The organism is Stenotrophomonas sp. 21LCFQ19 (assembly GCF_056861425.1).
Map to the genome: position 1 here is coordinate 17,677 of NZ_JBSPUF010000015.1, position 8,792 is coordinate 26,468.

Annotated in this window: 11 protein-coding genes; 4 read left to right on the forward strand and 7 right to left on the reverse strand. The window is 65.6% G+C overall.

The genetic code is table 11. The features are described 5' to 3' along the window. Positions 1–122: 122 nt before the first annotated feature. From AC13FW_RS15990 to AC13FW_RS16010, 5 genes are all read right to left on the reverse strand, one after another. Positions 123–1,151 carry an NAD(P)H-dependent glycerol-3-phosphate dehydrogenase gene (locus AC13FW_RS15990; RefSeq protein ID WP_282269648.1) on the reverse strand — a complete coding sequence of 343 codons (1,029 nt, stop codon included), beginning with the start codon at positions 1,149–1,151 and terminating at the stop codon, positions 123–125. A gap of 19 nt (positions 1,152–1,170) precedes the next feature. Then, entirely contained in the window at positions 1,171–1,686 is a 516-nt protein-coding gene (gene secB / locus AC13FW_RS15995; RefSeq protein ID WP_282269650.1) for a protein-export chaperone SecB, read from the reverse strand. A gap of 104 nt (positions 1,687–1,790) precedes the next feature. Further along, positions 1,791–2,228: a rhodanese-like domain-containing protein gene (locus tag AC13FW_RS16000; RefSeq protein ID WP_057629188.1), complete on the reverse strand. Its 438-nt coding sequence runs from the start codon at positions 2,226–2,228 to the stop codon at positions 1,791–1,793. A gap of 64 nt (positions 2,229–2,292) precedes the next feature. Continuing rightward, on the reverse strand, positions 2,293–2,721 hold the full coding sequence (locus tag AC13FW_RS16005) for a hypothetical protein (RefSeq protein WP_296248510.1): 429 nt from the start codon (positions 2,719–2,721) through the stop codon (positions 2,293–2,295). 27 nt (positions 2,722–2,748) lie between these two features. Then, positions 2,749–3,207, reverse strand: coding sequence for a YiiD C-terminal domain-containing protein (locus tag AC13FW_RS16010; RefSeq protein ID WP_482989718.1), 459 nt, complete (start codon positions 3,205–3,207; stop codon positions 2,749–2,751). A 42-nt stretch (positions 3,208–3,249) separates the two neighbouring features. Between AC13FW_RS16010 and AC13FW_RS16015 the strand changes: the two genes are divergently transcribed. From AC13FW_RS16015 to AC13FW_RS16030, 4 genes are all read left to right on the forward strand, one after another. Beyond that, on the forward strand, positions 3,250–4,032 hold the full coding sequence (locus AC13FW_RS16015) for a uroporphyrinogen-III synthase (RefSeq protein WP_296248506.1): 783 nt from the start codon (positions 3,250–3,252) through the stop codon (positions 4,030–4,032). Positions 4,033–4,146: 114 nt separating this feature from the next. Further along, on the forward strand, positions 4,147–5,127 hold the full coding sequence (locus tag AC13FW_RS16020; protein ID WP_481533913.1) for a uroporphyrinogen-III C-methyltransferase: 981 nt from the start codon (positions 4,147–4,149) through the stop codon (positions 5,125–5,127). Further along, positions 5,124–6,386, forward strand: coding sequence for a heme biosynthesis HemY N-terminal domain-containing protein (locus tag AC13FW_RS16025; RefSeq protein ID WP_482989719.1), 1,263 nt, complete (start codon positions 5,124–5,126; stop codon positions 6,384–6,386). Before AC13FW_RS16020 ends, AC13FW_RS16025 begins: the two co-directional genes overlap by 4 nt. 43 nt (positions 6,387–6,429) lie before the next feature. Further along, on the forward strand, positions 6,430–6,867 hold the full coding sequence (locus tag AC13FW_RS16030) for a hypothetical protein (protein WP_482989720.1): 438 nt from the start codon (positions 6,430–6,432) through the stop codon (positions 6,865–6,867). Between the two features lie 60 nt (positions 6,868–6,927). Here the strand turns inward: AC13FW_RS16030 and AC13FW_RS16035 are convergent, their stop codons facing one another. Both AC13FW_RS16035 and AC13FW_RS16040 read right to left on the reverse strand, forming a co-directional pair. Beyond that, on the reverse strand, positions 6,928–7,476 hold the full coding sequence (locus tag AC13FW_RS16035) for a hypothetical protein (RefSeq protein ID WP_482989721.1): 549 nt from the start codon (positions 7,474–7,476) through the stop codon (positions 6,928–6,930). 139 nt (positions 7,477–7,615) lie between these two features. Beyond that, on the reverse strand, positions 7,616–8,623 hold the full coding sequence (locus AC13FW_RS16040) for a hypothetical protein (RefSeq protein WP_482989722.1): 1,008 nt from the start codon (positions 8,621–8,623) through the stop codon (positions 7,616–7,618). Positions 8,624–8,792 lie beyond the last annotated feature (169 nt).

The window sequence follows — 8,792 nt, forward strand, 5'->3', positions numbered from 1 at the left end:
TGTTGTGCCGAGACTTGCTCGGCTGTGGTTTCGCTTGTAGAGCCTCGGCCGAGCATGGCTCGGCACTACAAAAAACAAAAAAGCCCGGCACTGCCGGGCTTTTTTTTAATCGTCGCTCATCCTTACTTGAACAGCGTATCCGGGTATTCCGGCTTCTGCTCACGGGCCAGCAGCTGCTGCAGGCCTTCGGATGGGCTGAGTTCGCCGTGCAGTACCGACTGCACTGCCTTGGAGATCGGCAGGTCGATGCCGTGGCGATCGGCCTGACGCATGACTTCATCGGCGGTCTGCACCGATTCCACCACCTGGCCGATTTCCTTCACCGCATCGGGCAGGCTCTGGCCGCGACCAAGCGCCAAACCCAGGCGGCGGTTGCGCGACAGGTCGCCGGTGCTGGTCAGCACCAGATCGCCGAGGCCGGCCAGACCCATCAGGGTTTCCGGCTTGCCACCGATGGCAGCGGCCAGTCGCAGCATTTCGTTGAGGCCACGGGTGATCAGGCCGGCACGGGCGTTCAGGCCCAGCTGCATGCCATCGGCCACGCCGGTTGCCACTGCCAGCACGTTCTTCATCGCCCCGCCCAGCTCGGCACCGACCATGTCGTCGCCGGTATAGGCGCGGAACGCCGGGCCGTGCATGGCGTCTGCCACCTGCTGGGAGAACGCATCGTCATCACCGTGGACGGTGATGGCGGTGGGCAGGCCGAGGGTGACTTCCTTGGCGAAGGACGGGCCGGTGACAACGGCCAACGGCACGTCCGGGCCCAGCACTTCACGCGCTACTTCATGCAGGAAACGGCCCGAGCCGGGCTCGAAGCCCTTGGTCGCCCAGGCCACGCCTGCCCCCGCCGGCCGCAGCGGCGCCAGCGCGCGCACGGTTTCGGCAAAGGCATGCGAAGGCACCACCACCAGGATCCAGTCTGCCCCGGTAACGGTGGCAGCCAGGTCGGTGCTGGCGCGCAAGGATTCTGGCAAGGGAATCCCCGGCAGATACCGGGGATTCTCATGACGCTGATCAATCGCCTCGATTACCGCTGCATCACGTCCCCACAGCACGGTCGTATGACCGTGCCGGGCCAACAGTGTGGCCAGCGCGGTGCCCCAGGAGCCCGCGCCAACAACGGCGATCTTTTCTGCGTCGTTCGTACTCATACAGAAACGCAGACGCCGATCAGGCGTTGCCAGCCGGCTCGGAGTCGGCCAGCGACGGCTCACCCTGCTGCTGACGCTGACGCAGGGTTTCAGCGTACAGGCCTTCGAAGTTGATCGGCTGCAGGTAGAACGGCGGGAAGCCGCCAGCCTGGATCAGGTCCGAGACAATCGAACGCACGTACGGGAACAGGATGTTCGGGCACTGGGTGCCGAGCAGCACGTCGATCGCCTGCGGCTCCAGACCGATCAGGCCGAACACGCCAGCCTGCTCGACTTCGGCCACATAGGCGGTCTTGTCACCGGCCTTGCAGGTCAGGGTCACGCCCAGCACCACTTCGAAAGCGGTCTCGGACAGGCGCTGTACCTTCTGGTTCAGGTTCAGCTGCAGGTCCGGCTGCACGTTCTCGTTGAAGATGACCGGGGAATTCGGCGACTCGAACGAAACGTCCTTGACGTAGATCTTCTCGATGGTGAAAGCCGGGCCGTTGGCGGATTCGTCGGCCGGGACTACGCCGTTGGTGTTCTCTTCGGACATTGCTCAAGACTCCAGAACAGATTGTTCATTGAATGGGATTAGTACAAGACCAGCGATGGGGGCGGTTGCCCACCTACACAAGCCCTGACTGAAAATTTGCTGACTCAGTTACGGCCCTTGACCAGCAGCAGATCTGCTGCCTGCCAGGCCGGCAAACCACCGTCGAGCACATAAACCTGCTCGTAACCGGCTTTTTTCAGTGCTTTGGCTGCTGTTGCCGAGGCATTGCCGGTACGGCACAGCAACACCACCGGGCTCTGCTTGGCATTGGCCAGCAGCTTGTGCGCGGGGGTCAACTGGGCCGGCTGCACATTGCGGCTGCCGGCAATATGGCCCTTCTCGAAGTCGGCGGCAGCCGACAGGTCGATCACGGTCGCGCCGCCGGCATTGATCATATGGGTCAATTCAGACGGCTTGAGCGACTTGTAGCCACGGAACAGGCGGGCGATCTCGGTGGCAATGATGGCCACCGTCAGGCCGACCAGGGCCAGCGACAGCATCGGATTTCGGCCGGCGAAGGCCAGCAACTCTTCGTAATTCACTCAGGTCACGGGTCGATAAGAGGGCATGGATTGTCGCACAGCCGGTGAAAATGCAGCCAATGCCTCATTGGCCCTGCCAGAAGTCCGGCAAACCGGCTGCCTGCCACCAGCGCTTGGCCTCCGGATCCCAACGCCAGAGCTCGTTCACGATGACCGTCCGCTCTGCCTGGGTATTCCGGTTGATAACGCCCATTTCGACGCGTCGCTCGATGCTGCCGTCGGCGCCAGCAACTGCCGAGCGCTCGCGGTAGCTGGACACCTGCAACTGCCGGTAGCGCTCGCGCTGCAGGTCGGTGATCGGATGCTGCTGCAGGTAGAGCGGGTCGATGAACGCTTCCGCCTTGTCGAAATCGCCCCAGCGCACGGCCGCAACATAGGCCTCCTGGGTAGGCACCAGCTTGTTGCGCTGTGAGCGGCTCGGGCCCTCTGCCTGGGCTGAACCAGCGACCAGCAACAGGGCGACGACAACGGACTGGAACAGGTTTCGGAACATGCAGGCCCCCCTCGGTGATGGCCGATCTTAGCCTTTGCCGAGGGCAACGAAGCGGCCCTCGAACTCGGCCGCCCCACCTTCGATCGCCGCCCGTACCGTCACCCGCGCACGGCCGCGCTTACTGAACGTGGTCAGGAATTCATCCCAGTCCTGGTCCGGCGCCAACCGCGCGGTTGCCAGCAGGTCGCCATACACTGGCGCACGGTAGCGGATGTTGCTGTCGGCCACGTACACCTCGGCCTGCTGGCCGGCCAAGCCCAGGCGCATGCTGACCAGCGCCCAGCCCGACAGGGTCATCACCGACGCCAGGCTACCGCCGAAGGCGTTGCCCTTGTCGTTGATGTTGACGTCCAACGGCGCCTGCATGCGCAGCACGCCGTTGTCATAGCCCGCAATACGAATGCCCATCGCCGCAACCGGCGGCATTGCGGCAAGAGTGCGCTGGAGGTTCTCCAGCAACACGGGGTCAGCAAAATGTTCGGACATGTACGCGCACGCAAAACGGAAAGCGCCCGCATAATGCATGGAATGAATCGCCCCGCCTATGTGCCAGCCGACACGGTCTGGCATCTCATCTCGATGCGTCCGCAAGGGCAACACGACACCGTGCGCAGCGCAGCGGCGCGTTTGGGTGCACGTACGCTGGCGTTGTCGCCCTGGCGACTGCAGATGCGTACCGACGAGGAAACACGCGAGCAGCTGAACGCAGCACGCGATTACGATCGACTGGTGTTCACCAGCCCCGCCGCGGCCGAAGCCGCTGCGCGGCTGTTGCCATTGGCCGAGCTTCGCGCAGGCAGCCTGATTGCCGTTGGCGAAGGCACCGCGCGCGCCTTGCGTCGCCGCGGTGCGACCAGCGTGCAGGCGCCGGCCCGGATGGACAGCGAAGGCCTGCTGGCCTTGCCCGCCATGCAGCACCTGCACGGCCTGCGCGTGGCCTTGGTCACCGCTCCCGGCGGCCGCGGCGTGATTGCCGCGCAGGTGCGCGAACGTGGCGCCAAGCTGCAACGCATCGATGTCTACGAACGCGTGCCATTGCCGGTCAGCAAGGCCACCATTGCGCGTCTGCAGGCACTGTCCACGCCTTACGTGGTGGCGATCAGCAGCGGCGAAGCACTACAGACGGTGCTGCCGTATCTGTCGCCAGACCTGTTGCAGCGCTGGCAGCAGGCCGCAGCAGTCGCCGCCAGCCCACGGCTGGCAGAACTAGCCACCGAACTAGGCTTCCGCAATGTCAGCGTTGCCGCCGGTCCCTTGCCGGGCCAGCTGGCCAGCGCCGCCCACACCGCGCTTTTCCCGGCCGCAGGCTGAGTACAGAACCAAAGGCGACTTGCAGGCATGCAGCGCGCGGGCGATGCTTTGCCTGCACCAACAGCGTGGTCACCCTTGTGTCGTGGCCATGCCCGCCAAGGATGTTGCCCCCCGATGAATGAAGACGTCGCACCCGTTCAACCGCGCCGGCCCCTGCGCTGGCTCCTGCCGCTGATCGCCATCGCCGTGCTGGTCGCTGCCGGCTGGTTTGGCTGGCACAGCTGGCAGAGCCGCCAACAGCAGGCCGATCTGGCCCGCGACAGCGCGACCCAGCAATTGAACGCCATGCAGCAGGGGCTGGACGCCCTGCGCCGCGACCAGCGCGCCAATGCCCGCAGCATCCAGGACGCCGCCGCCACCAATCGCGTGCTGCGCGATGAAGTGCTGGGGCTGAGCCAGCGCAACGCGCTGCTGGAAGAAAACCTTGCCCAATTGGCCGACAGCTCGCGCCAGGGCGCGCAGGCCGTGCGCCGCGAAGAAGCCGAACTGCTGCTCAACCAGGCCCAGCAGCGGCTGACCTTTGCCGGCGACCTGGACGGTGCGCGTCGCCTGTATGCGCTGGCTGCCAGCGCGCTGGAGGGCATCGACAGCCCCGACTACCTCAACCTGCGCCAGGCGCTGATCCAGGAGCGCAATGCGCTGGACGCACTGGGCCCTGGCGTGCGCGCCCGCACCGCTGCCCAGCTCGAGCAATGGTCCACTGAACTGGAACGCCTGCCCGAACACCTGCAGCTAGCCGCCGACACCCAGCAACCGTGGTGGCAGCAGATGCTGTCGCCGCTGGTGCAGATCCGCCCGGCCGACGGCAAGGTCCTGGTTGCCCGCTCCGAACGCATCGCCGCCAATGACTCGCTGCAGATCGAGCTGAGCCTGGCCCGCGCCGCCCTCGAACGTGGCGACGGCAAGGCCTGGCAGCAGGCACTGGACCGCGTGGACGGCTGGCTGCAGCGGCTGTGGCCGGATTCACCGCAGCGCCAGCTGCGCCGTAGTGAACTGCGCGAGATGCGCGGCGTGGAACTGCGCCCCAACCTGCCGGAACTGGGCAGCACCCTGCAGCAACTGCGCAGCACGCGCGCCGCCAAGGACGCACCATGAAGGCCTTCCGTTCCTTGTTGCTGGTGTTGCTGGTCGCCGCTGCCGGCATCTTTGGTGCGCAATGGCTGGGCCAGGACTCGGTACGCGCCCTGGGCGAAGTGATCGTCCGTGCTGGCGACCACGACTACATCGCAACCTTGCCGCAAGCCGCGTTGGCGGTACTGATCGCCGCTTTGCTGGTATGGCTGCTGTGGTCGCTGATCAGCACCCCGTTCCGGGCCTGGGCACGGCATCGCCGCAAACAAGGCCGCGCGCGCCTGATCGATGGCCTGCAGGCATTGGACAACGGCCAATGGCAACGCGCGGAAAAACTGCTGCAGAGCGCGGCAACCGAGAAAGCCGTACGCCCTATCGCCCTGGTGGCCGCCATGCGCGCGGCCGAAGCACGCGAGGACAACAGCAGCGCCGGCCAGCATCTGCAGCAATTGGCCGAAGCCGACCCGCACCTGCATGCCCTGCACAGCGCCGAGCGCTGGCTGCAGCTGGACAAGCCGCTGGAAGCGATCAACGCGCTGGACCTGCCGGCCCTGCAACCACTGCCGCCACGCGGTCTGTGGCTGCGCACCGAGGCCTTGCAACGCGCTGGCCGCGCCGAAGAGGCCTATGGCCAGCTTGGCGCGCTGCGCCAGCAGCAGGTGCTGCCACCCAGCGCGGTTGCCGGCCTGGAAACCACGCTTGCCCTGCAGATGCTGGACGAAGCCAGCGACGTCAATACACTGGCTGCTCGCTGGGAAGTGCTGCCCAAGTCCGTGCGGGTCAGCCCACAGGCGGTGGCGCGCTACGCACAGCGCGCGGTAGCACTGAACTGGACCGATGTCGCCCTGCGCAGCATCGAACAGACCCTGGACAGCCACTGGGACGAAGCCCTGGTCAGCCTGTACACGCAGCTGCCGGTGGAGAAATTCGATTCGCGCCGGGCAAGCGCCCAGCGTTGGCTGCAATCGCATCCCAACAGCCCGGCGCTACTGCTGGGCCTGGCCCGTCTTGCCGTTGGTCAGGGCCAATGGGCGCAAGCCGAGGAGTTCCTGCACCGGGCCATCGCCCAGGATGCCGGCGCCGACGCCTGGGAAGCCTTGGGCGAGGTGTTTGCCGCACAGGACGAGCAGGCGCTGGCCAGCCAGTGCCTGCTCAATGCAGTGCGCCAGCGCCGTGGCGCAACGCCGCAGCCGATCCAACGCCGCACCCTGCACCAGCAGATCCAGGACCAGGCCGTGGCCGAAGAGCGCGATGCGCATGGCTTCCCGCGTTTGCCGGGCTGAGCATCTGCAGGTGCACCCTCGACGCTTTCCGTAACGAGCCGCAATGAACATACCTCCGGATATCCATGCGCGCGTGGTCGCACTGACCGACGCCATCCTCAACGCCTGCGAAGATGGCGAAGAAGACGCCAGTGCATCGCTATATGCACAGCTGCATGCTTACTGCGATTCAATCGCGGCTGCCGGCCGCGATCATCCATTCCTGTGGGAAACGCTGGCCGACTTCACCGGCGATGATCACCTCGCCATCAAGCACTACACCCACGCATTGATGCTTGCCAACGCAGCGCAGGCGACCAACTACGAAGCCTCGATCTGCCTGGCACTGGCCGAACGTCATTCCAACCTGGGCGATGTTGCCGCGGCCCACGACCACGCGCTGCGCGCAGATGCATTGGCGCAGCGCACGGATGACCTGCCACTGCGCCAGGCCATCAGCCAGTTCCTGCTGGATCAGGCGCAGGCGGCCAACGAGGGCTGAGCTGGCGCTGCATCGTCCGCGCGCATTGCGCTTGCCCGGGCTTCGTTGGCCGCTGTCGAACTAGTCGCGGCGATACGGGTAGCGAGGCAGGCGCGCAAGAAACGCCGGCGATACCCCGCGATACACGGCCAAGCTCGCATCGATCTTCCTGGGCTTGAGTATCTGCATGCCGATCAGGCCCCACAGCACCATCACAAGGAAGGTCAGTATCCCCAGGCCGATCACCACCCCGCTGTCGAACAGGAAACAGCCAAACAGCGGCACCAGCGACGCCCACGCCATCAGGATGAAGTTCAACCGTCGCTTGCGATGTGCCGAACACAGGCCGACGTTGTGCACTGCCGTCTTGCGCACCGCCAGTGCGGCAATCAGGTAGACCAGGATGTGCAGCAGGATCAGCAGGTACATCCACGGCGAGTGCCAATAGAACTTGCGCTGGCGGTACTCGAGCGCCGGCTTTCCACACTTGACGCAGTAGCGCGGCAGATCGCCATGCGGCAAGGCCAGCAGCTGATCGCCATCACGCCAGCAGGTGCCGTTGTCCGGGCTGGTGTTGGCAAGCGGTGGCGGCAAGGCCTCCGGCGCGGCATACGGGTTGAACTCATCCATTCCTTACGTCCCCTGTGAGATTCGAACAGGCCACCTCCTGGGCGACCCGCACCTGCGTCCTTGGCATCACATGCAGTCGCTGGCAGTTTCCACGCGACGGGGAAGGCCCGCCGCTGAGCTGCCTGCGGAACAACGCCACTCAGCGCTTGGTCGATGTCGACTCGGCGCCAGCTGCAGCGGCTGCATCTGCTTCCGCAGCGGCCGCTGCTGCTGCAGCTGCAGCTGCAGCTGCATCCATGGTCACTCCACCGGTGTAGGCGGCATCTGCAGCAGCTTCTGCCGCATAGGCTGCAGCTTCGACTGACGCATCTGCCGCCGTCGCAGCGGTATCTGCTGCCGCCTGCGCTGCCTCTGGCGACATCCCCGGGGTGCCGGCAATGCGCGCAGTTGCCCCCTCTGCCGCCTCTTTGGCCGGCGGCGCATTCGCATCCACCGCCATGGTGTTCATCGCGCTGTTTTCGGCGATCAGCTGCAGCTGCTGTGCGATCTCGGCGACGTATTGGCGACGCGCGCGTTCGCGATCCTGCGCGAGCACCAGCCGCTCCGGCAGCGGCTGCAGACGCTCGAAGCGGGCGCGCGCGGCATCGAAGCGCGACAACCTGCGCTCCCATTCGCCCAGCAGCATCTGGCAGTACAGCCAGGGTTCGTCCTGATCAGCGGCGGCGCGCGCATCCGGACATTGTTGCGCGACCGCCGCCGATGCGGCTTGCACGTAGCGCGGATATTGTTCCGGCGATGCCTGCCAGGTTGCGCTCTGCAACACCCCGGCACGATCCTTCAGCGGCGCATCGACGGCTTCGAACAAGCGCGCCAGCAACCAGTAGCTGGTTTCAGTCCCACGCATGCGCTGGTAGTCGTCGCTTTCGACCACGGCGGTCAGGCGCTTGATCTCGTCGGCGCTGTAGTCATCCTTGTAGATGACGAAGCCATTGCCCGGGCAGGACACCAGCGGCCACGGCGATTGGATGGCGCCATGCAGGCGTCCATCGAGGAAGTGGCCAAACGCCGTGCCAGAGCCCATTTCCTGCGCACTGAAGCGCTCGCCGCCGATCGGGCAGACATGCTCCACCTGCATGAAGGTCATCGCGGCGGCAGGCGCCGCCCATCCTGCCAACAGCACAGCCAAACCAATCGCAACGCGCTTCATGCTCTACCCCCGTCCTTTGGTGAGCAGACAATAGGGGGGCCGACCCATGGTCGGCAAGGGACATTCTGACGGGGCGCTGTAGTGCCGAGCCATGCTCGGCAGAGGCGTTCCCATATCCAGCTGCGGGCACAGGGCAGCGACGCGGTCACGCTTGAGCTGCGGATCGTAG

What these genes read in the sequence shown, in the direction of transcription:
- AC13FW_RS15990 (WP_282269648.1), bottom strand. Translation starts at nt 1,151, where the DNA reads ATGAGTACGAACGACGCAGAAAAGATCGCCGTTGTTGGCGCGGGCTCC.
- secB (WP_282269650.1), bottom strand. Translation starts at nt 1,686, where the DNA reads ATGTCCGAAGAGAACACCAACGGCGTAGTCCCGGCCGACGAATCCGCC.
- AC13FW_RS16005 (WP_296248510.1), bottom strand. Translation starts at nt 2,721, where the DNA reads ATGTTCCGAAACCTGTTCCAGTCCGTTGTCGTCGCCCTGTTGCTGGTC.
- AC13FW_RS16010 (WP_482989718.1), bottom strand. Translation starts at nt 3,207, where the DNA reads ATGTCCGAACATTTTGCTGACCCCGTGTTGCTGGAGAACCTCCAGCGC.
- AC13FW_RS16015 (WP_296248506.1), top strand. Translation starts at nt 3,250, where the DNA reads ATGAATCGCCCCGCCTATGTGCCAGCCGACACGGTCTGGCATCTCATC.
- AC13FW_RS16020 (WP_481533913.1), top strand. Translation starts at nt 4,147, where the DNA reads ATGAATGAAGACGTCGCACCCGTTCAACCGCGCCGGCCCCTGCGCTGG.
- AC13FW_RS16025 (WP_482989719.1), top strand. Translation starts at nt 5,124, where the DNA reads ATGAAGGCCTTCCGTTCCTTGTTGCTGGTGTTGCTGGTCGCCGCTGCC.
- AC13FW_RS16030 (WP_482989720.1), top strand. Translation starts at nt 6,430, where the DNA reads ATGAACATACCTCCGGATATCCATGCGCGCGTGGTCGCACTGACCGAC.
- AC13FW_RS16035 (WP_482989721.1), bottom strand. Translation starts at nt 7,476, where the DNA reads ATGGATGAGTTCAACCCGTATGCCGCGCCGGAGGCCTTGCCGCCACCG.
- AC13FW_RS16040 (WP_482989722.1), bottom strand. Translation starts at nt 8,623, where the DNA reads ATGAAGCGCGTTGCGATTGGTTTGGCTGTGCTGTTGGCAGGATGGGCG.